At 74.2% G+C, this 22467-nt stretch carries 10 protein-coding genes and 1 tRNA gene; all 11 read left to right on the plus strand.

The window, feature by feature from the left end:
* The first annotated feature begins 52 nt into the window (after positions 1 to 52).
* Positions 53 to 2146, plus strand: coding sequence for a zinc-ribbon domain-containing protein (locus WMF31_RS40005; RefSeq protein WP_436607135.1), 2094 nt, complete (start codon positions 53 to 55; stop codon positions 2144 to 2146).
* Positions 2139 to 4007 carry a S49 family peptidase gene (locus tag WMF31_RS40010; RefSeq protein WP_436607136.1) on the plus strand — a complete coding sequence of 623 codons (1869 nt, stop codon included), beginning with the start codon at positions 2139 to 2141 and terminating at the stop codon, positions 4005 to 4007. The genes WMF31_RS40005 and WMF31_RS40010 overlap by 8 nt, the downstream gene beginning before the upstream one ends.
* Positions 4008 to 4240: 233 nt before the next feature.
* The gene (locus WMF31_RS40015) at positions 4241 to 12001 is read left to right on the plus strand and encodes a tetratricopeptide repeat protein (protein WP_436607137.1); all 7761 of its coding nucleotides are present in this window, start codon (positions 4241 to 4243) and stop codon (positions 11999 to 12001) included.
* A gap of 493 nt (positions 12002 to 12494) precedes the next feature.
* The gene (locus WMF31_RS40020) at positions 12495 to 14252 is read left to right on the plus strand and encodes a carboxypeptidase-like regulatory domain-containing protein (protein ID WP_436607138.1); all 1758 of its coding nucleotides are present in this window, start codon (positions 12495 to 12497) and stop codon (positions 14250 to 14252) included.
* Positions 14253 to 14387: 135 nt separating this feature from the next.
* A complete protein-coding gene (locus tag WMF31_RS40025; protein ID WP_436607139.1) occupies positions 14388 to 15542 on the plus strand; it encodes an ATP-binding protein in 1155 nt (384 codons plus the stop codon).
* Positions 15543 to 15809: 267 nt separating this feature from the next.
* A tRNA-Leu gene (locus WMF31_RS40030) sits at positions 15810 to 15891 on the plus strand.
* Positions 15892 to 17084: 1193 nt separating this feature from the next.
* Positions 17085 to 18050, plus strand: a complete 966-nt coding sequence (locus tag WMF31_RS40035) for a PEGA domain-containing protein (RefSeq protein ID WP_436607592.1) — start codon at positions 17085 to 17087, stop codon at positions 18048 to 18050.
* Between the two features lie 507 nt (positions 18051 to 18557).
* Complete coding sequence (locus tag WMF31_RS40040; protein ID WP_436607140.1) at positions 18558 to 19634, plus strand: hypothetical protein; 1077 nt, start codon at positions 18558 to 18560, stop codon at positions 19632 to 19634.
* A gap of 15 nt (positions 19635 to 19649) precedes the next feature.
* Entirely contained in the window at positions 19650 to 20438 is a 789-nt protein-coding gene (locus tag WMF31_RS40045) for a hypothetical protein (protein ID WP_436607141.1), read from the plus strand.
* A 74-nt stretch (positions 20439 to 20512) separates the two neighbouring features.
* Positions 20513 to 21376, plus strand: coding sequence for a hypothetical protein (locus WMF31_RS40050; RefSeq protein ID WP_436607142.1), 864 nt, complete (start codon positions 20513 to 20515; stop codon positions 21374 to 21376).
* Positions 21377 to 21503: 127 nt separating this feature from the next.
* On the plus strand, positions 21504 to 22319 hold the full coding sequence (locus WMF31_RS40055) for a hypothetical protein (RefSeq protein ID WP_436607143.1): 816 nt from the start codon (positions 21504 to 21506) through the stop codon (positions 22317 to 22319).
* The last annotated feature ends 148 nt before the right edge of the window (positions 22320 to 22467 follow it).

Consider the following 22467-nt stretch of genomic DNA (forward strand, 5'->3'; position numbering starts at 1 on the left):
CCGGGATCCGGGCGGCCACCTCCGAACGAGGATACCCGGCAGGCTCGCGCCTGTGGGCCAGCCGTTCGCGAGGACACGGGGACCGGTCGAGCAGATGGATGTCACCTGCGAGCGTTGCAGCACCGAATACGAGTTCGACGACGCGCTCGTGTCGGAGCGCGGCACGACGGTCAAGTGCACGAACTGCGGCTACCAGTTCAAGGTGCGCCGCTCCGACGGGGCGCTCCCCGAGCGGTGGGTGGTGCGCACCCTGGGCGGCCGGGAGCTCGAGTTCACGATGCTCCGGGAGCTCCAGGCGGCCATCTCACAGGGCCAGATCACCCGCGAGGACGTGATCTCGCGCGGCAACGCCAGGCCGCGGCGGCTCGGGTCGATCGCGGAGCTGGAGCCGTTCTTCAAGGGGCCGGGGAGCATGATCATGGCCGGGACCGCGCTCGGCATCGGGGGGCCCGCGCCCGTGCCCGGCCGGTCGAGGTCGCAGACGCCCCAGGGGCTCGGCGGTCCGGCGCCCGCGCAGACCGAGGGCTCCGTCGCGATCCCGCTCCCCCGGGCGGAGGACGGCGCGGGGCTGGCGCCCGGGGCCATCCACGAGGCCGATACGGTCGTGAGGGATGTGCGGGACGTGCAGTCGGGCAGGCAGCGCCCCGCGGCACGCCGCGCGGCGCTGCCCGGGGTGGTCGTGCCGCCGGAGGAGGCGCCGCCGCTGCCCGACGGGCACCCCGCGCGCCGGCCTGATCCACGAGCCCTCCGCGGCGGCAGGGGCGCCGAGGGGCGTCAGGGCAACGTCATGTCTGCGGCCGGCGGCGCCGGCGAGGCCGAGGGGCTCTCGTCGCCGCGGATCCACGGCCACGTCCCGCCGCGCGTCGGCCCCGCGGCGGGGCCTGCCGCCGCCGACGACGACGAGGCCGACGGCCCCGTGGCGAGGCGCGGGGCGGCGCTGCGCGCGCCGGGCGAGGAGCGCGCGGCGCCGCGGCGGTCGGGCGCGAGGTCGCCGCTGGGCATGCCGGCGGAGCCCGAGGGGCGCTCGTTCTTTGCCGACGACGATGGGGATACGCGGATCACCGCGCTGCCCAAGCGGAGGACCGGGATCGCGCGATGGGTGGTCGGCCTCATCGTCGCGGGCCTCGCGGTGGTGACCGCCGCGACCCTCGGGCCGAAGTACCTGCAGCGGGTCCCGCAGGCGCGGCCGGTGACGAGCGACGATCGCGTCCCGACGCTCATCGGCGAGGGCGAGCGGAGCCTCTCCGAGGGCGACCTCGAGACGGCGCGGGACAAGCTCGTGAAGGCGAGCGCGCTCGCCGAGGACGATCCGCGGGTGGCCGCGGGGCTGGCCGTGATCGACACGGTGAGCGCGGACATGCGGTGGCTGCGGCTCCAGCTGCTCGCGCCGGACGACCCGGCGCGGGACGCGACGCGGCACGAGCTCCAGGTCGCGACCGATCGCGCCAGGAAGGCGGTCGACCACGCGCGCCGCGTCGCGCCGGACGACCCGGCCGTGACCCGCGCGGCCATCGACCTGCTGCGCGTGCAGGGGGACGTCCCCTCCGCGCGGAAGCTCGTGGGCGCGATCTCGGCCGAGAGCGCGCAGCCGGAGAACGCTCTGACGCTGGCCGCGCTCGATCTCGCGGAGGCGCAGCCGAGCTGGGCCGCGGTCGTCGATCGGCTCCGGGCGGCGGCGAGCAGCGAGCGGATCCCCGGACGGGCGCGGGCGCTGCTCGTCTACGCGCTCGCGCGCTCCGGCGATCTCGCGGCCGCGCGGTCCGAGAACGAGCGCCTGCTCGCGATGAGCCGGCCGCACCCGCTCGCGCACGCGCTCCGGGCGTTCCTCGACCGGCTGGACAAGGCGGAGGGCAAGCCCCCCGGCGACGCCGCGCCGGCGCCGAGCGGGCGCCCTCAGGGCCCTGCTCCGGCGGGCGCTCCGGGGCCCGGCCCGTCGGCCACGCCCGCCACGCCCGCGCCGACGCCGGCGCCGCGGCGGGTCCGCCGCGCGCCGGTGCCGGACGACGGCCGGGTGCCCGACGATTACGTGGCTCCGGGCGGGATCATCGACACGAGCGATCTGCCCGGCATCCACCCGCCGAGCCCGCCGAGCACGGCCGCGCCGGAGATCGACACCTCGGATCTGCCTGGGATCAACGATGAGTGAGCGTCGAGAGCGACGAAGAGGGCGGACCTGTGTCGGCGCCCTCGCGGTGGCGGCCTTGATCGCGGGCTGCACCGGCAGAGAGCGGGCCTCGCTGCCGGCGCCGCCCGCCGGGAGCCCCGGGGAGCCGGCGGTCGTCGAGATCGACCTCTCGCGGGGGCTCCCGGAGAGCGCGCCGGCGGCGATCTTCGGCCCGCCGAGCCGCCGGACCCACGTGCAGCTCGTGCAGTCGCTGCGGAAGCTCTCCGAGGCCAAGAGCGCGAAGGGCTTCCTGGTGCGGCTCGGGACCTCGCGCCTCGCGTTCGCGCGGGCTCACGAGATCGGCCGGACCCTGGGCGAGATCCGCGAGGCGGGGCGACCGGTCGTGTGCCACGCGGACGAGTACAACAACGCGACGATCCTGCTGGCCGCCACCGGCTGCGGGAAGCTCTGGCTCAGCCCGGCAGGGCAGGTCGACACGGTGGGGATCGCCGCGCAGTTGGTGTTCGCGAAGGGGCTCCTGGACAAGCTCAACGTGGACGTCGACTTCCTTCAGGTGGGGAAGTTCAAGGGCGCGAGCGAGCCGTTCACGCGCGAGGGGTCGAGCCCCGAGGCGCGTCAGTCGCTCGAGGCCGCGCTGGGCGGGCTCCGGGAGGTGTGGCTGTCGGCCATCGTGGAGGGGCGCGGCAAGCCGGAGCTCCGCGAGGCCGTGGAGGACGGCCCGTTCGCCCCGGAAGAGGCGAAGGCCCGCGGGCTGGTCGATGCGCTGGGCGATCTCGAGGACGCGCGCGAGGATGCAAAGAAGCTCGCCGGCACCGAGCTGTCCGTGCCGCGCTTCGGCGGTGTCGAGCGCGACCCGAGCCTCTCACGGAGCCTGGTGGATGTGTTCCGGACGTTCTCCGGGGCGAGCGCGCTGGGCGCGCCGCACGTGACGGTGGTCCCCGCGATCGGCGGCATCACCATGACGGCCAGCGGCGTGCCCCTGGGCTCCTCGGACGGAATCGGCGAGCGTGAGCTCGGGCGGGTGCTCACGCGCCTCGCCAAGGATACGAGCACGAAGGCGGTCGTGCTCCGGATCGACTCGCCCGGCGGATCCGCGCTGGCCTCGGATCTGCTGTGGCAGAAGCTGATGCGGCTGCGGAAAGAGAAGCCGCTCGTCGTCTCCATCGGCGGGATGGCGGCGAGCGGCGGCTACTATCTCGCCTGCGCCGGCACCAAGATCCTCGCCGAGCCGACCAGCATCATCGGCTCGATCGGCGTGGTGGGCGGCAAGCTCTCCGTCGGGAAGGCGCTCTCGGAGCTCGGCATCAACGCGGAGACCGTCGCCGCCAACCCCGATCCGGAGCGGGCGGCGCGCGCCGCGTACATGTCGGCGCTCACGCCGTGGGACGAGCCCACCCGCGCGCGCGTGCTCGCCTTCATGGAGGCGACCTACGACCTGTTCCTGGATCGCATCACGGAGGGGCGGAATCTCCCGCGGGAGACGATCGCGCCATCGGCCGAAGGGCGCATCTTCGGCGGGGTCGAGGCCAAGGAGCGCTCGCTCGTCGATGAGCTCGGCGGGCTGGACCGGGCGATAGAGCTCGCGCGCGAGCTGGCGAAGCTGCCCGCGGACGCGCCGGTCGAGATCGAGCAGGACGATGGAGGGCTCCTCGAGCTCCTCGCCGCCGGCGACGAGAGCGCCGAGAGCGGCGGCGAGGGCGGCGCCGGCGCCCCCGACCGCGCGGCGCTCAGGGCGCGCGCGCGGGACGCGATGGCCGGCGCCCTCCTGCCCGAGTGGCTCGATGTCGCGCCGGAGCTCGGGACCTTCGCCGCGTCGATGGCGCCGCTCCTGGCCGGAGAGAGGGCGCTCGCGGCGTTGCCGTTCGCGGTGACGCTCCGGTAAAGCGCGGCGCTTCACCCGAAGACTGGCCTTGGGCCTGGACCCTTCTGGTAGTCTGAGCGGTATCCGTCTACCAGAAGCGGGTCGCCGTCGCCGACATGAGCTCTTCAACTCCGGATCGGGCAGCATCAGCGTCGGGCGCGCGGCGAACGCTGTCGTCGCCGGAGCTGATGGAACCCGCGGGTCCAGCGTCTGCTGGGCAGCTGGTCCTCGGCGGGAGCCGAGGGGTCGCGCCGGTGCCGCGCCACCGCGGTCCGCGGGCCGAGGAGGCGTACTGGCGCGCGCGCGTCGACGAGCGCCGCGCCGCCGGTGACGCCCAGGGGGAGCGCGAGGCGACCCTCACCCTCGCGAGGCTCCTCGCCGCGCGCGGCGTCGAGCTCGACAGGGCCGCGGCGCTGGCCCGCCGCGCGCTCTCGCTCGGCGACGACCCGGCGATGAGGAGCGAGCTCGCCGGCTGGCTGGCCGGGCTGGGCGAGCCCGCCCTGGCGGCCGCGGCGCTGCGCGGCATCCGCGACGACGAGCAGCCCGCGGGCGCGACGGCGCGGATGCTGGTGAAGATCGCCGTGCTCCTCGCGCGCGCGAGCGACGTCGCGGGCGCGGTGGACGCCCTCAAGGAGGCGAGCGAGCTCGCGCCGGACGACGCGATGGCGAGCGAGCTGCTCGGCACCATCGCCACCTGGGCCTCGGACGAGGTGCCCCCCGAGGCCGCGGCGCGGGCGTACCTCGAGGCGGCCAGGCGGCGCGAGGCCGGGCGGGAGCGGGAGGCCGCGTTCGAGGACCGCCTGCGCGCCTTCGAGATCGCGCCCCACGACGACACGGCCGCCAAGGCCATGGCCGCGGCGCTGTTCGTGCGCGGCAGGCTCGGCGCCGCGGACGAGGTGCTCAGGGCGCACGCGGAGGCGCTCGCGGCGCGGGCGTCCGGGGGCGCGGGCGAGGTCGCGGGGCGCTCCTCGCTGCAGCGCGCGATGGAGCTGCACGGCCACCGGCTCCAGGGAGCGATGAGCGACGGCGACTGGGCGCGCGCCGTCGGGTGCGTGCTCGACGCGGGGCTCGAGGCGGACGTCGACGGCGAGGCCGCCGGCGTGACCGACGAGGTGCTCGAGCAGGCGGGGCTCTACGAGCTCGTGGCGGCGCGGCTGGAGCTCAGGGCCGAGCGGCGGACGGGCGCCGCGAGGGCCGAGGCGTACGCCGCGCTGGCGCGGCTCTACGCCGGCCCGCTCGCGAGCCCTGACCGCGCCGTGGAGGCCTGGATCGAGGCCGCCGCGAGCGACCGCGGCAACGCGGCGGCGCGGTCCGCGCTGCGCGAGCACGCGGCGGCGCTGCACGACATGGCGCCCCTCGTCGAGGCGCTCATCCGCGTCGGCGAGGGCTCGGACGGGAGGGCGAGGGACGACGCGGAGGGGCGGATCGATGCGCTCTGGGAGCTCGCGGGCCTCGCGGAAGAGAAGATCGGCGACCCGGGCCTCGCGCGGTGGGCGCTCGATACCCTGAAGGGCCTCGGCGCCGACCCGGCGCGCGCGGCGGCGGGGCTCGAGCGCGTCGCCGGGCGGCTCAAGGCGCAGGACGAAGCGCTGCTGGCCGCGCAGCGGGCGCTCGCGGGCGCGGACACCGCCGAGGGGAAGATCGACGCGCTGCGCCGGCTCGTCGTCATCTATCGGGGCCGCCCGGAGGAGCGCGCCGCGTACGAGGAGGCGCTCGTGGGGCTGGCGCAGGCGCTGCCGACCGATCGCGGCTGCCTGCTGGCGCTCGACCGGCTGAGCCGCCGGACCGGAGGCTCAGCCGCGCTCGAGGCGCTGCTGCGCGCGCGGCTCTCGGGGGGCGCGCGCGCGGCGAGGGGCGAGGCGAGCCGCGCGCCCTCGCTGACGCGGGTCGATCGGGTGCGCGCCCGGCTCCTCCTCGCGGCGATCGACCGGCGGCTGGGGCGCGACGAGCGGGCCCTCGACGACCTGCTGCCGCTGCTCGTCGAGGCGCCGGGGCACCGCGGCGCCGCCAGCGCTGCGCTCGTGCTGGCCACGCGGACCGGGCGCGCGCGGGGGCGCGCCGACGCGATGGTGCAGCTCGCGGCCCCGGCCTGGCCGGCGCTGCGCGCGGTGCTGCTCGCGCTCGCCGCGGCGCTCTACGACCGGGCGGGCGCCGCGCCGCTCGCGCGCGAGGCGGCGGTGCTCGCGTGCGAGGCCGATCCGTCGTGCGCGCGCGCCGTGGCCACGCTCGCCTCGATCCTGACGGCGGAGCTCGCCGCGGCGGTCGCGGGGCCGCCTCCCTTCGAGATCGACCGGGCGATCGCGGCCGCGATCGAGCGCTCCATCACCGCCGTGTTCCCGCGCGGCGCGCTCTGCGACGGCCTCGCGAAGGCGCTGGAGGCGCTCGGTGAGCTGCCGCTCGCGCTCGCGTGGACCCAGCGCTGGCTCGCGCTGCGACCCGGGAGCCCTCAGGCGACGGCGGAGCTCATCCGCCGCGCCGCGATCGCCGGCGACGCAAGCCGGCTCTCGGACGCGCTCGCGTGGATCCTGGCGCAGCCCAAGCCGCTCGGCGAGATGGCGGCCGGGCTGGCCAGCGCGCTGCACGCCCTCTACGACCTCGATCCCGAGCGGGGCACGGCGCTCGCGAGGCGCTCTCTCGACGTCTTCGGCCCGCAGGACCCGCTCCTGCGCGAGCGGCTCCTGGAGCTCGCGCGCCGCGCCGGCGACCCGGAGCTCGCGATCACCGTCCTCGAGCGGTGGCTCGCCGCCGAGATCACGGCGCCGCACGCCGTCGAGCTCATGTTCATGCTCGCCGATTGCCGGCTCGACGGCGGCGATGCCGACGGGGCGGCGCTCGAGCTCGCCCGCGCCGCCGAGGCGGGGGCCGACCCGCAGGAGATCCTCTCCCGCATCCAGCGCCTCGAGGCGCCGCCGGTCGATCCGAAGGGGCTCAGCTCCGACTGCCGGATCGCGCTGGCCAGGGCGAGGGCCCGGGCGCTCACCGCCCGGGGCGACGACGCAGCGGAGCAGGCCGCGGCCGCGTGGCGCGAGCTCGGCAGCCTGCTCTGGGATCTCGCCGAGGATCATCGCGGCGCCGAGGACGCGCTCTTCCGCGCGAGCGAGCTCGCGCCGAGCGCCGGCGTCGAGCGCTATGCGCGGGACATGTGCGAGCTCGCCGGCTTCGAGGCGGCGATCGAGGCGATCCTCGCCCGCGCCGCCGCGCCTCGGGGCGATCGGGGTGAGCCGACCGCGGCGGAGGAGGGCAGGTGGTCGGGCGACGTCGGGCACGAGCGCCGCAGGCGCGCCAGCCTGCTGATCGAGGCGGCCAACCTCGCGCACGAGCACGGCCTCTCGGAGCGCGCGCTCGCCGCCGCGGCCAGCGCGATCGAGCTCGATCCCCTCCGCGCCGACGCCGTCGCGCTCGTCGAGAAATCGGCGGACGCGGAGGGCGGCGTCGCCGTCCTCGACAGGACCTACCGCCTGCTCGCCGGCGCGGCCCTCGGCTGCTACGGCCGGCGCGCCGCCCATTACCGCGCGGCGCGCCAGCTGGAGCGGCGCGGCGCCTACGAGCTCGCGCTCTCGCACGCCGTGGCGAGCTTCGAGGCGGTGCCCACCGAGGGCACCTCGTACGTGCTGCTCGCGCGGCTCGCCGAGCACGTCGGCGAGCCGTCGGAGGCCGTGCGCGCGATCGAGCGGGTGGCGGCGACGGTCGATCCGTCGTCGCGCAACGCGTGGCTGAAGCGCGCCGCGGCCCTCACCGGGCGCACGGAGGAGGGGCTCCGGCTGCGCCTCGACATCCTGCTCCGCGCCATGGTCGTGCGCCCGGACCCGGCGATCGTCGAGGATGTCGGCGCGGCCATCCGCGATCTCATCGCGTGCACCGGAGAGCCGGAGGTCGAGGCCATCCGGTTCGATCGCGCCGTGAAGGCGAGCCTCACGAAGCTCGACGGCCCCGACGGGGCCCGCGCGGGGATCGCGATGGCGCGCATCGCCGTCGAGGTGCTCGACGCGCCGGCGCTCGCGCTCGCCGCCATCGAGCGGGCGATGCTCGCCGACGGCGACGTGGACGAGTTCATGACGCTCCTCGGCATCGCCGGCGCGCTCGCGCGAGAGACGGAGCCGGCGTCGCACCTCATCGCGGCGGTGTATGCCGCCGCGATGAGGCCGCACTCCAGCGTCGGCCCCGGCCTGCTCCGGTGGGCGAGCAAGCTCGCGGCCGCGCTGAACGTGCCGCCCGTGGCGGCGGCGCTGCTCGTGGAGGCGGCCCGCCGCGCGCCCGAGGACGACGCGCTCGCGTACGAGGCGGAGGCCTCCGTGGAGGCCACGGGCGACGAGGCGCTGAAGCGCTCCCTGGACGACGCCCTGCCGGTCACGCGGCGCGTCGAGGCGCTGCTCCACCTCGCCGACAAGCACGAGCGCGACGGCGAGCGCGCGGAGGCCACCGTGGCCCTGGAGCGGGCGCTCGCCAGCGGGAAGCTCCACCGCGAGGGGCGCGTCGAGGCCGTCACCCGGCTCCGGCGGCTGTACGCGGCGATCGGGCGCGGCCACGAGCTCGAGTCGCTCGTCCGGGCCGAGCTCGCGCGCGTGGACCTGCCGGACGCCGTCCGGCTCGAGATGACGCGCGAGCTCGCGGCCGTCCTCGCGGCGCGCGGCGATCTCGACGGCGCGCTGGAGCTCCTCGTCGACGTCGCGCAGGAGACCCCGTTCGACAAGGCGCACCTCGACGAGCTCATCCGGCTCGCGCGGCGCACCGACGATCGCAGGCGGCTGTTCGACGTGCTGACGCTGCTCCAGGGCGCCTGCGCCGATGACGGGGCGCGGCTCCTGGTGCTGCGCGAGCTCGCGCCGCTCGCGCAGGAGCTCGGCGAGCGCGGCGCCGCGGCGGCGCTCTACGAGGCCATCGCTCGGCTGGACCCCGCCGACATGCACGCCCTCGAGATCCTCGAGCAGGACGCGAGCGAGCGCGGCGATCACGCCGCGGTCGCCGCCCTGCTCGCGCGTCGCATCGAGGCCGCGCCGCTGCCCGACACGCGGCGCGCGCTGCGGCTCCGGCGCGCGGCGCTGCTCGAGCAGCGCCTCGGCCTGCTCGACGAGGCGTGCGCCGAGCTCTCGGCCCTGCTCGACGTGTCGCCGGACGACGTGAGCGCGCTGAGGTTCCTCGCCGACATCCATGAGCGGCTCGGGACCCCGCTCCGCGCCGCCCCGCTCTGGTGCAGGCTGGGCGATCTCGCGACGACCACCGACGAGAGGGCCGAGTACAACCTCCGCGCGTGCAGCAGCTACCTCGCCGGCGGGGACGTCGAGTCCGCGAGGGACACCCTCGAGAGCGTCGCCCGCATCGCGCCGCGCGAGGCGGTCATCGAGCTCCGCGTCGAGATCGCCCGCCGCGAGGGGGACGGCCACGCGCTCGCCGCCGCGCTCGATCAGCTCGCCAGCGCGTCCCGTGACGCGCCCGAGCGGCGCGCGCAGCTGCTCGTCGAGGCGGCGCACGCCACCTCGTCGCTCGGCGACGACGTCACCGCGCTCGAGCGCGCTCGCCGCGCCGTGAAGCTCGCCCCCGACTCGCCCGACGCCGTCCTCGAGGCCCGCCGCATCGAGTACCGCCTGCGCGGGACCGGGACGCCGCGCGACGCGCAGGCCGCGGTGGAGGAGCTCGGCCGCATCGCGCCGCGCCTGCGCCCGGCGCACGTCGATCTGCACGCCTTCCTGCTCGCCGAGACGCTCGACGTCATCCAGGGCCACGGCGCGGGCATGCGCGAGCTGACCCGGCGCCACGCCGAGGTCGGCCCGAGCACGCTGGTCGCGCTCGGCATGGCGGAGCGCCTCGCGCTGAAGCGGAACTTCTCGGCCGCGCTCCCGCTCTTCGAGCGCGCCCTCGGGGGCGATCTCCAGGGCATGCGCGCCCGGGGCCGCGTCGCGCTCGCCGCCGCCGAGACCGCGCAGAGCGCCGGCGATCTCGAGGCGGCGGCGCGCCTGCTCGAGGAGGCCGCGGCGGAGCCGGAGACGCGCGCGCTGGCCCTGCGGCGCCAGCTGGAGCTCACGGCCGCCCGAGGCGAGCCCGAGGCCGCCCGGCGGGCGCTCGAAGAGCTCGTCGCCCAGAGCTCCGGGATCGATCGCGCGCGCGCGCTGATGCAGCTCGCGCGCCTGTTCATGTCGAGCGATCCGGATCGCGCGGCGCAGATCCTCTCGCAGGCGACGGCGCTCGCGGGCTCCGATCGCTCGCTGGGGTTGAAGATCGCCGAGCTGAACGCCGAGCTGGCCAGCGAGCGGGCGACCCTGCCACCCGAGGAGGTGGACCGCGCCGCCCCGCACCTGACCCCAGCGGCGGCGCCGGTCCAGCCCCCATCGGACGCGCCGCCCAGCTCCCGGCCCGCGGTGAGCGGCGGCGCGCCGGCGAGCAGCCGCGCGCCGCTGAGCGGCCACGCGCCGACGAGCAGCCGCGCGCCGCTGAGCGGCCGCGCGCCGGCGAGCGGCCGCGCGCCGCTGAGCGGCCGCGCGCCGGCGAGCGGCGATGCACCGGCTTCCAGCGGTCCGCGCATCGATCTGGTCGAGCTCTCCGACCCGCTGGACGAGTCGCTGGCCGTCGATTCTCCTCGATCTGCCGTCGTCGAGCCGCCGGAGGAGGACCTGCTCGACGCGCCGGAGCTCGCCGCGCCGGAGCTCGCCGCGGCGCCGGCGGAGGCCGCGCCGGGGGCCGTGGACAGCGACGAACGGCGCGGGAGCGTGCCCGCGAGCCCGTCCAGCGCCGGCGCACCGGGCGCCGTCCCCCTGGTCACCTCGCCCGCGTCGATCCATCCGCCCTCGTCTGCGACGCGGCTCGTGACCACGTGGCCGCCGTCCGCGGCCGAGAGCTTCGAGGAGGCCGCGCTCTTCCGGGAGCTCGCCGCGGGCGCGTACGACGCCGGCGAGCGGCTCATGACGCGCTTCGCCCAGCGCGAAGACCGCTCTCGCGAGGCGCTCGCCGTGCGCCGGATGCAGGCGCACCTGCGGCTCGGCGACCGGGGCGCCCTCGAGCGCCTCCAGGCCGCCGCGATCGCCGACAAGAACATGACCTACGCCCGCGCGATCGAGCACGTGCTGCGCGCCTTCGAGGGCGACGGCGACGCGCCCTCCGACCGGCGGAGCGACGGCTTCATCTCGCCGCCGCTGCTCGCCGCGCAGCGTGACGCGCCGGAGCTCGTGAGCGCCCTGCTCTTCCGGGACCTCGAGGCTCCGGCCAGCGAGGCCCTCGCGATCGTCTGGGAGACGGGCCTCTTCCGCCGCGACACCAGCCAGGCCGCGCTCTCCGGCGCCGAGCGCGTCCAGCCGACCTCGCCCACCCTCCTCGGGGAGATCTACGGCGTGGTGGCTGGTCACCTGGGCCTCCTGCGCACCGCCCTTTACCATCAGCGCGCGCCGTCGCCCGCTCCCTCCGCGCCCGAGGGGCAGATCATCCGGCTCAGCCCGCCCGCCGTGCTGCTGCGCGGCGAGGTCCGCGACGACACGCCCGAGCTGCGCTTCATGCTCGGCGCTCACCTGGCGGGGGCCATGCCCGAGCATGTCCTGGCGAACACCAGCACCGAGGACGAGCTCCGCACGCTCCTCTCCGCCGTGGTCGCGGCGTTCGGCCCGCTGGAAGCCACCGCGCAGAGCACCCGCGGCAACCCGGCCGTCGTGCGGCTCGAGCAGAACCTCTGGCAGCTCATCCCGCCGCGCGCCGAGCGCCGCCTCCGCGAGATCTGCGACAGCGAGAGCAAGATGACGTACGAGGGCGTCATGAAGACGACCCGCACGGCCATGCGCCGCGCGGGCCTCTTCGCCGCGGGCGACCTCGCCACGGCGATCCGCGCGACCATCAGGGAGCGCGGCCTGGAGCTCTCCGTTCCGCTCTCCCGGCCCGACGGGCTCGCCGCCGCGTGCGCGGCGCACCCCGAGATCGCCGATCTCGTACGCCTCGCGACGCGGATGGAGTACGCCGAGGCGCGATGGCAGCCCGGGACGGTGCCCTCACTCCGACGCATCGACTCGGGCAGCTCGCGCTTTCGTGCAGGCACGTAGGCGCTGAGACCGCCACCGCGCTGACGTCGGCAGCGAGCTGGTCCTCCTGCAGCCGGCAGCGCGCACCCTGCACCCCCATCGGGCTCATTCTCGTAGCCCGTCCCACGTGAGGCCCTCCCGTGTGCACGCCCACGCTTCACCCCGCCGCGACGGTTGCGGCCCGGCCACATCGGCGCCGCGCTGTCGACGCGACATCGCTGTCACAGCTCCGTCTCTCGCTGCGCGCCGGAGCTCCGGCGCCAGGCACGTCGCGCGCTGCTCGGAACGCGCGCGACGAGCTGGCACGAACATCGCTTGCCCGCCGCGGAGTGATGTCCTCCTGCGCCTGCTCGGATGCGGATCCGCCCGGGCACTGCGCGTCGCGCGCGTCCGCCGTCCGGCGGTCGAGCGTCGGCGTCTTCACGGGGCCGCAGCGCTCCACCCTCGCGCAGCGCCGGACGGATCTCGGCGGCGCGCTCCCGGATGCGGCGCGCTCCCGGATGAGGAGGGGGTCGTGAGCCGGCGGCCCGCCGTGCGCGCCGCGCTGCTGGCCTGCCTGCCGCTCGCGGCGGCGTGCGGCATCCCCCTCGAGGCGCTGGAGGTCGGCCCGCAGAACGCCTGCGACAGCTCGGCCGAGTGCGGCCCGGAGGCGACCTGCGCGAGCGTCGGCAGGCAGCGCGCATGCGTCGCGACCAGCGCGAGCCTGGAGGGGCTCATCCTGGAGATCCGGCCAGGCGCCTCGCGCGAGCTGGGCACGGAGGTCTCGCATCTCCTCTTCGCGCCGGGCGGGATCGGCCTTCCACCTCATGAGCCCGGCGGGCAGGTGCACTCGCTCGATCTCCAGGTCCCCGCGCCCGCGCGCGTGGACGCCACGCTGAGCATGGGCGGCTCCTACTGCGACGGCGCCATCGACGGCGGGGCGTTTCCCGTGCGGGTCGAGTTCCGGCGCGTCGCGTCCTTCCAGGGCCTGCCCGGGCAGCGCTACGCGACGATCTCGGAGCCGGACGGCGCCGGCGGCCAGCGGTTCCGGCTCGCGATCCCGACCGGGAACTACCACGTCTACCTGATCCCGCAGGCGTCCGGCGAGTGCGACGACACCCCCCCGCCGATCTTCTTGCCGAACCAGCGCATCCCCGAGCGGTGGACGCCCGACATCAAGGCCGGGGCTCCCGAGGTGCTGCACGGCGCCATGGAGGTGCCGCAGGGCGTCCGCGTCGACGGGTGGAAGCTCGATCTCGTCGACGCGCTGACCGGCAGCGTCATCTCCCAGGTCGGCCTCCTCAAGCACGAGCCGGACCTGAGCCTGTCGCCTTCGCGCGTCGATTTCAGCGTGAAGTTCTACTGGACCGACAAGGAGAGGAGCCCGCTCATCCGCCTGCGTCCGAAGGACCTGGACCCGCGTCCGACGGTCTACTGGGAGCTCGCCGCGCTCGCGCTGCAGGGCTCCACGGGGAACCTGGACCTCTCGCTGCTGCCGATCGGCGCCGAATCGCGCCGCGTGGAGGGGCGGACGCTCGACGCGGAGGGCAACCCGGTGCTCGCGGCCGTCCGCATCCAGAGCGCGAACCTCGAGATGACCCAGACCGCCGGCTTCAAGCTGGACACCGAGACGGACACGAACGGCCTCTTCCAGGCCAGCCTGCCGCCCGGCGAGTACGTCGTCTTCGCGCAGCCGCTCAACGACACCACCAAGGCGAAGGGCGAGCAGGTCCTCAAGGTCCCCGCTGGCGACGACTGTTACTGCGGCCAGTCGGTCCTCATCCCGGAGGCCGGAACGCTGCGCGGCAGGGTCCGTGGCCCTGCGGGCGAGCCCATGCGCGGCGCGGACGTGTTCGCGATCCCCTCCACTGGCGAGGTGTCCGACTACCTCGGCCGGGTGCTGGGGCCCGATCCGCTCCTCCCACGGCAGGCATCCGGGGTCCTGCGCGGCGGCGGGTTCTCGTTTGGCACCGATCCCGGGGAGTTCGACTTCTCGGTCCGGCCCACGCCGGGCTCCGCCTATCCGTGGCTCGTGCGGCCGCGCCTCACGGTGCCCGCGGTGGCCTCCGCGGTCACCGAGCTCGATCTCACCGTGCCATACCCCGCGGTGCTCCAGGGCGTGATCCGCGACCACGCGGGCGCTCGGCTCGGCGACGCCATGGTGGTGGCCTGGCTCCTGGTCGAGAGCGAGACCGCGCGGGGGACGGTCGCGGGGGTCATCCAGATCGGCGAGACGCGGTCGGCTCCCGACGGCTCCTACGTCCTGCCGCTCCCCCCGTCGACCTCCCGGTGAAGTCGGAGCGAAAAAGGGCGGTACCAGCTCAGGGCAGAGCGAGATAGGCTAGCGCCCGTGGCGCAGCGGACGCGCGGAACATCGGAGTCTTCAACAGAGGATGGCCAGACCGCCACGCCTCCTCTCGGGGACGACTTGGGACATCGCGAGGACGAGGAGCGCGCGAGCGCGGCATGCCTTCCGCCCGCGCAGGAGCTAGCGATCGCGCTGCACGAGGTCTCCAACGCGCTCACGGTCATCGTGGGCTGCATCGAGCGGGCGCAGGGCGAGCAAGGGGCCGAGCTGAGCCGCGCGCTCGGCGTGGCTGCTTCCCGGGCGCGCGACGCGCGCCGCCTGATCCGGCGGGCGATCGGCGCCGACACCGGGGGCCGTCCGGCCGGGGACGCCGAGGTCGCGTCCGCGCCGCTGGGGGAAGCGCTGCGCCTGCTCGGCGAGGTGATCGACGACGCGGTGACGGGCCTCGAGCCCGAGGCGCGCCGCTCGGCGATCACGCTCCACGCCGGGCTCGATCCCGCCCTCGCGCGGACCTCCGTGAGCAGCGGCGCCACGGTCGTGCAGATCTTGACGAACCTGCTGCTCAACGCCGTGGCGCTCTCGCCTCGCGGCTCCGTCGTGCGCGTGGATGGAAGGCTCGACGGCGACGCGGTCGTCCTCGGCGTCGCGGACCAGGGCCCCGGCGTCCCGCCGTCGCGCCGGGCGACGCTGCTGAGCTCGGGCGTCTCGACCCGTCCGGGGGGGGCGGGCATCGGCCTCCGGCACTCCGCCGCGCTCGCGCGGGCCGCCGGCGGCGCGCTTGCGCTCGTCCCGTCGGAGGAGGGCGCTCGCTTCGAGCTGCGCTGGCCCATCGAGGGCGCTGGCCGCCCCGCTGGCGCGTCGTCCGACGCCGAGGCCGACGAGGCGCCGTCCGTGCTGCCGAGCACGACCCCATCGCTCGCCAGCGCGGTCCTCGAAGGCGTCCGGATCCTCGTGGTCGAGGACGACGATGCGGTCGTGGACCTGCTCGACACCGCGCTCACCGCGCGCGGCGCGAGCATCGTCAGCGTGCAGAAGGCGGTCGATCTCCCGGGCGCCCTCGCCACCGGCCCGTTCCAGGCGGCGTTGCTCGACATCTCTCCGATCGAGCAGGACCTCCTCGGCACGGTGTCCGCGGTGCGCAGCGCCAACCCCGAGGCGCGGCTCGTGGTCATGTCCGGCAGCGCCGGCGCCGCGCCTCTGCCGGCCAACTGCGGCGTGTCCTGGGTGCGCAAGCCGTTCGAGATCCGCGAGATCGTCGAGGCGCTCGTCCGCTGAGGGGCCGCAGGGGGCGCCGCGCTGCGCTCCGGCACACCGTTGGCGGCGCGCGGTGTGCGGCGCACGGCGCAGGCGCGAGCCGTGCGCGCGACGCCGTGATCGCGGCGCGGCCGACCGGCTGGAGCGCGCCGCGAAGCCGCGGCGGACCGTCGGCCGAGGCCGCGCGCGGGGCGTGGAACCCCGGACAATCGCGTCCAGGTCACGGCTTCGTGAGGATTCGCTTGACTTCCCTGGCCGGCTGGGTAGGTTCCGTCGCGCGACCCACTCGCGAAGGTGGCGGAACTGGCAGACGCACTAGCTTGAGGTGCTAGCGGGTAACACCGTGGGGGTTCAAGTCCCCCCCTTCGCACTCTGTTCTTCGTAGAATCTTCTTCCTTCTTGCAAGCTGACCGCGGTATCCCGGTCAGCGCGTGTTCAGCACCAGCGCCGGCGTTTTTACCTCAGCCCGCCGGTTCTGATTTTGAGAAGGCTTGCGATCTCGGCGGTTTGGTTTCGCTTTGCGGAACGGACCGTTGGTCCGCGGCACCAGCCCGCGGAGATGGACGCAGGCTGCGCACGTGAAGTCCTGGGGCGTGCGACAGGACCGGTGCCTATTTCGGCATATGTCAAGCCGAATGTGCGCGGGCCACGCGAAGGGCCGCAGAGATCCTCGGGCCGACCCGCGCGGGGGTAGCCTCGTCCACGCGGACCCTCGGCCTCCGCGTTCTGCCTGATCCGACGGGAGCATGGGGCTGCATGCGCCGCGCTCCAGCAGATCCCTTGACCGCGACGTGGCGCCCGTTCTGGCCCGCGACCGCGGCGCTTCTGCTCGCCCGCTCCGGCAAGGACGGCGCTCGGTCGCGTGTCGGTCCACCGCGCCTCGGACCAGCCAGGCCGGCCGCCTGTACGTCCTCGATGGCTCCTCGCCTGCCACGGGGCCATCGCTCCATGGCCTGGGTGCGGCGCCTGCGCGCGACCGCCGGCTTTCGACCAGGCGAGGCCGACGAGCGTCGATGTTCGCAACGGCTTCGGCGCCTCGGCCAACCGAGGGCTTCAGCGACGTGTGCTCCAGCGAGACGGGGCCCATCGGGCGCTCGGTTCTCCGAGTTCTGCATTCCGTTGAGCGGTCTCCATTTCTCACGAATTCGCCGTGCAGACTCACTCTCGCCGGCTCGCGCCATCAGCGGCCCGCGGGCAGCATTTCGGGCGCCGGATCGGCGTGCTCCCTCGGAGAAGTTGGCGCGCGACGGATGCGATAGACGCTTGACCGCCGTGCCGCGAGAGGCTGTTATGGGTGCCGAACGAGACGACGCCGCGCTGGGTAAGCCAGCATGGCGGCAGCTCCCCCTCGATGGCGCGAGGTGAGCCGTGCGCATTCGCATCCCACGAGCGTGCTTGTCGCAAGCTCAGCGCATACCATCGTGCGTGACGGCGCTGTTGTTCCTTACGGCAAGCCTGGCTGTCGCTGCGCCGAGCCGTGCTGACGCGCCTCGGCCCGACGATGGCGGCCTTCCGGCGACGGCGGAGGGCAAGCCCGGTGTCGATATCCAGGCGTTGATCCGCGTGGGAGACCGCGCCCGCAACCAGGGGAGATGGGAGCAGGCAGAAGAGGCGTATTACCTCGCGCACAAGCTCGGCGCAGGCGGTAGGGTCCGCTGCGAATGGGGAATGGCCCTGCTCGCCCTCCGGCGGCACGTCGACGCCGCCATGGCCATCGACCGATGCCTGCGGGATCCCGGCGCGGGGACGGCCGCCGAGCGGCGGCGTTACACGAACGGCCTCGAGAAAGCCCGGCGCGAGGTGGGCCAGCTCGACGTCGACTTGAGCCATCACGGCGCGCTGCTCACGATCGGCGGGGAGGTGCGGGACAGGGACGCATCGACGACCGGCTACACGTACGTCGAGCCCGGCACGCACACGATCAAGGCCACGCTCCCCGGCTTCCTCGATGCCGAGCAAACCGTCCAGGTGGAGAAGGGGAAGGCCGTCAAGGTCGTGCTCCGGTTCGTCGAGGAGCCCAGGGAGGCGCCGGCGCCTGCTCCGGCCTCGACCAAGTCCGCGACCCCCAAGAAGACCCTGGCCAGGCGCCCGGCCAAGCCCCTGGCCCAACCGGCTCCGCCCGGGCCGTTCGACGGGACGGCGGGCGCGCAGCGGATCGCCGGGATCGGCGCCACCGCGTTCGCGCTCACCGGGGGCCTCGTCGCCTCATCGCTCGCGGCGCAGTTCGCCGGCGAGGCGGAGCGGCGCGTCGCGCGGCTCCGGCGGAACACCCACGACAGCAGCTCATGGATCTGCGCGTCGCCTTCGCCCGCGCACGCCGTGGAGTGCGCCGAGATCAACGATTTCTACGATGCGCACGAGGTGAGTCGGGACGTCGCGACGGGCTTCTTCATCGGGGCAGGGGTCGTCGCCGCCGCGACGATCGGCTCGTTCCTCCACGATGGCATCGAGCGGAGTCGGCATCCTGTGCGTGTGACGCCGAGGATCACCGGCGATCAGGCCGGCATCTCGTTCGATGGTGTGTGGTAGGTGACCGCCATGCCGCGACTCATCCAGCGCATGCGCTCGAGGCGCGCTGCCTCCGCGGAGGCCATGGTCGTGATCCTGGCCTCCTGCGGCCTCGGCACCGGTTGCGCGGAGGTCCCCTGCGGGCCTCGCCTTCGCTGTGAGCCGCCGGCGCCGGTCGAGGAGGCGCCGCCTTGCCCCGACGAACCCGAGAAGGGCCTTGAGGCAACGGACGAGTGTGGCGTCTTCGTCAGCTCGAGCCTTGGCCACGATTGGAACCCGGGGACGACCAAAGCCCCCGTAAAGACGATCGCGAGGGCCATCGAGCTCTTGACCGAGGAGCCCGAGCGGCGGCCGAGTATCCATGCCTGTAGCGAATCCTTCCCCGAGGCCGTGCGCGTCCGCGGGACCCTGGAGATTTGGGGCGGGTTCGTTGACTGCGCGACCCGGTGGGTTCACTCCGGCGGCGGGAGAAACACCGTGATTGCGCCCGGGTCGAATGAAATCCCGCTCACGTTCGAAGCGGGCGCCATGGCAACGGTCTTCGATCTGGAGGCACAGTCGGCGCCGGCCACGGCGCCGGGCGGCTCCTCGATCGCGGCGATCGTGCTGGAGGGCGCTGGAGTCACCCTGCACCGCGGCAAGCTGGCCGCGGGTGACGGTGCGCCGGGCCGCGACGGTGCACCGGGCGAGCCGAAGCACGCGGCGGCCAGGGCGGGGCGCCACGGCCGGTTCGGGCAGGACGCGTGTACCGGCGACTTCGTGCCCGGCGGTGACGAGGTGGTTCAGGCCGGCTGTGAGCAAGGAGTCTCGATCGGCGGGCGAGGCGGTGATGGAACGATCGACCACGGAGGGCCCGGCGGCGACGGCGAGCTGATGCCGATCCCGAACCCCAGCGGCTTCGGCCTCGGTGGCCAAGGGGCGACTAGCACTGACGGTTGTTTGAACGGGGACACCGGCGCGGATGGGCTTGACGGCGCGCACGGGCTCGGCGCACGAGGCCTGGGCAGGTTCGATGAGCAAGGGAACTACGTCGGCGTGAACGGCGGCGACGGCGGCGACGGGCTCCCCGGGCAGGGGGGCGGCGGCGGGGGCGGCACGCGGGCCGGCGCGATGTTCTGCGGCGCCCCGCTCGAGGCCGGCGGCGCGGGCGGTGGCTCCGGCGGTTCGGGAGGCTGCGGCGGGCTCGGTGGGCACGGCGGCGGTCATGGCGGCGCGAGCATTGGCCTCGTGACCCTGAACGCGCGCGTGGACGTCAATGATACCGCGATCCGAGCCGCACGAGGCGGCGACGGCGGCCATGGCGGCATCTTCCAGATCGGCGGGGCGCCCGGGCTCGGGGCGCCCGGCGGGCAGGGCTTCGGCGGCTCGCCCTTCGGGTGCTCGGGCGGCGATGGAGGCAAAGGGGGCAACGGCGGGCACGGCGGCGGAGGGCAGGGCGGGCCCTCAATCGGCATCGCCGTGGTGAGCGCATTGCTGCCGAGGATGGCGAACGTTCAGCCCACGGCGGGAACGGGTGGCAAGGGCGGGCTGGGGGCGAACCCGAGCATCCCTGGATCTGCGGGCGATGATGGGCTGGCCATCTCCGTGGCCAGCTTTCCCCAGTGAGCTGAGGAGGAACGGATGAGACAGTCGACGCGCATTGGTCTCGCGATGGTCGCGCTCGCGGCGGTCTCCTGCGGCGATCATCTCCCCGTCGGCAGTGGGGGCGACAACTCCCCCGTCGACGTCCCGGAGCTGCTCGCGCGCGCCGGTCACAGCTGGACCGGTGACATCTCGGCTTCGACCCCTTTCAGCCATGATCTCGTGTGCAAAAACGACATCTGGTTCCCTGAGGTCTTCTTGCCCCCGCTCGGGCCGCCGCGGATCGAGCGCATCGTCTTCGTCGCTTGGGACATGCCCGCTGGCACGCTCAGCGGCTGGGATCTCGTGCGGAACGCGGCGGACCGCCACACCTGGTCGGCAGCGCTGTCCGCCGAGGAGGTGGGCTTCGGCTGTGGCGAGCGCTACACGACGGGCTTCTTCTTGCTGTCCAGCTGGCCGGACACCAACGTCTCTGTAGCCGCGGGCTTCCAGCGAGCCGATCGAGGCGCCTTCTCCGGAGACATTAGGTCCCATGACGGTGTGCTGGTCGACTACTCGACCTGGATCGATAGCGACATGGCCGACGTGCCGGCGCCGGACACGGCGACCTTCTACCTGCAGAACCTGTTCACGGGCGCCACGTTCAGCACTGACGTTCCAACCGACGGCAACGACGGCTCTCCGGATTATTTCGCTGGCCTCGAGGTCGGTTACGGCGAACTCGGGCTTGGCGCGATGACCGATGTGGTGACCTGCGTGGTGTACAAGCGCGACGGCGTGGAGCTGACGAACCAATGCCTTACCGTGGAGGAGGCCTCACTACCGTAGCGTGCGGTCGGGCGGCTTGGCGCGCAGACGACTACGCTGCGGCCGAGCGATCGGAGCAACGACGTGGGCCTGCGGTGAGCCCCAGCTCCCCTGCCGCTGCGGGCGACCGTGAACTGGCCATCGACGTGGGCACCCTTCTCAAGGGAGCCGAGGAGGAACGGATGAAGCGGTCGAAGGTCGTTGGTCTCGCGATGCTCGCGCTCGCGGCGGTCTCCTGCAGCGACCCCCCCGACGTCGCGGAGCTGCTCACGCGCGCCGGGCACAGTTGGGTCGACTACAACGTGGCAGCGGACCTTCGGGAGCGTGATCTCGGATGCACGGACCGTGACTGGCTCCCCGAGGTTATATGGCCTCCGACCATGCGGCCCGGGCGCGAGCTCGCGTGGCCGCCGATCGACCGCATCCTGCTCGTCGCATGGGACATGCCCGGCGGCGCGCTCAGAGGCTGGGATCTGGAGCAGGGCAACGTGCATGACTACTATTGGTCGGTGCTGGTGCCCGTCGAGGAGGTGGGCTTTGGCTGCGAGGAGCGCTACACGACGGGCTTCTTCTTGCTGGCCAGCTGGCCGGACAACAACATCTCTCCAGCCGTCGGCTTCCAGCGGGCCGCGCGAGACGCCTTCCGCGAGCAAATTTGGGCCGAGGAAGGCGGGCTGGTTGTCCACTCGACCTCGATCCACGTCGACAAGGCCAACGTGCCGGCGCCGGACAAGGCGACCTACTACCTGAAGAACCTGTTCACGGGCGCTACGTTCAGCACCGACGTTCCAACCGACGGCGTCGACGGTTTTCCGATGTATTCCACCCGGATCGAGGTCGATTACGAAGAGCTCGGCCTTGGCGCGATGACCGATGTGGTGACCTGCGTGGTGTACAAGCGCAGCGGTGTGGAGCTGACGAACCATTGCCTTACCGTGACGGACAGCTTAGGACCGTAGCGCGCGGTCGGGCGGTTCGGTGCGCAGCGGACCTCTTCGAGGCCGAGCTGTCCCATGTCCGCGGCGTGGGCCTGGAGCGAGCCCGAGCGTACCTGCCTCTGCGGGCGACCATGGCCTGGCCATCGATGTGAGCAGCTTTCCCCGGGGAGTCGAGGAGGAACGGATGAAGTGGTTGAAGCTCGTTGGTCTCGCGATGGTCGCGCTCGCGGCGGTCTCCTGCGGCGGCGACGACCGGCCCGGCATCGTGGAGCTGCTCGCGCGCGCCGGACACAGCAGCGACGACTACAACGTGGCATTCGACCTCGCGGAGCGTGGTCTCTGGTGCGAGGACGACGTCTGGCTCCCCGAGGTCTACTGGCCTGCGGGCGGGCGGCTGGGGCGCGAGCGCGCGTTGCCGCGGATCGAGCGCATCGTGTTCGTCGCGTGGGACATGCCCGCTGGCACGCTCCGAGGCTGGGATCTCGTGCGGGACGAGGCGGACCGCACCTACTGGTCGGTGACGCTGTCCGCCGACGAGATGGGCTTCGGTTGCGAGGAGCGCTACACGACGAGCTTCTTCTTGCTGGCCAGCTGGCCGGACAACAAGATCTCTCGAGCCATCGGCCTCGAGCGCGCCGCTCAACTCGCCCTCCAGGAGGACATTTCGTCCGATGACGCTGTACTGGTCGACCACTATACCTTAATCGACGTCGAGCGGGCCAACGTGCCGGTGCCGGACACGGCGACCTACTACCTGCAGAACCTGTTCACGGGCGCCACGTTCAGCACCGACGTTCCGACCGAGGGCGACGGTTCTCCGGATTATGTGACTCGGCTTGAGGTCGACTACGGGAAGCTCAACCTTGGCGCGATGACCGATGTGGCGACCGGCGTCGTGTACAAGCGCGACGGCGTGGCGCTGACGAACCATTGCCTCACCGTGACGGACACCACGCTGCCGTAGCGCGCGGTCGGGCGGCTCGGCGCGCAGAGGCCATCGCCGCGGCCGCGTCGTTGATCGTCGAACCGCGGCGCCCTCGCCCTGGCCCCACTACTACGCTGGGAGTACCGGCGCGTCGACGGTGGGCGCTCTCAAGGAGCGCGCGCGCCTC

Source organism: Sorangium sp. So ce1036 (assembly GCF_051369805.1).
In the GTDB taxonomy this organism is placed as follows: domain Bacteria; phylum Myxococcota_A; class Polyangia; order Polyangiales; family Polyangiaceae; genus Sorangium; species Sorangium cellulosum_F.

Coding starts and splice junctions, on each gene's coding strand:
- WMF31_RS40010 (WP_436607136.1), top strand. CDS start 2,139: ATGAGTGAGCGTCGAGAGCGACGAAGAGGGCGGACCTGTGTCGGCGCC.
- WMF31_RS40040 (WP_436607140.1), top strand. CDS start 18,558: ATGGCAACGGTCTTCGATCTGGAGGCACAGTCGGCGCCGGCCACGGCG.
- WMF31_RS40045 (WP_436607141.1), top strand. CDS start 19,650: ATGAGACAGTCGACGCGCATTGGTCTCGCGATGGTCGCGCTCGCGGCG.